The following is a 381-nucleotide window of genomic DNA, read 5'->3' on the forward strand; positions in this document are numbered from 1 at the left end:
AGGTATCATTAGCCGTTACATTGCCAACATTTACCGCTGTAGAACCTGAGGTCTGCATGCTATATGTGTTGTCATTGTAAGCACATAATATAGAATTAATAACAAAATTTACATCTCCAGAGCTACAGCTATTAGCTGAAGAGCTAATCGCATAACTTCCTGATGGAGCCGTAATTGTATCACCACTTATAATAACTCCTGTAGATGGAGATACTATATAAGTATAGCTTGCATTGTAATTACTAATTGTAAAAGTTCCTGTTGTACCACCGCAAACTGGTTGTGTAATAGTACTTAATGTTGGTGCTGCAGGAGTTGGGTTCACTGTTACTGATGTAGCTGTCGAAGATGCGCTCTGGCATCCTGAAGCATTGGTAACCT

Annotated in this window: 1 protein-coding gene; it reads right to left on the reverse strand. The window is 39.1% G+C overall.

Going from position 1 to position 381, the window contains the following annotated elements:
• Positions 1–381 (reverse strand): hypothetical protein (locus ACODST_RS27860; protein ID WP_488935354.1); only part of this gene is annotated, 381 nt, incomplete at both ends.

The organism is Flavobacterium sp. FG19, from assembly GCF_057809475.1.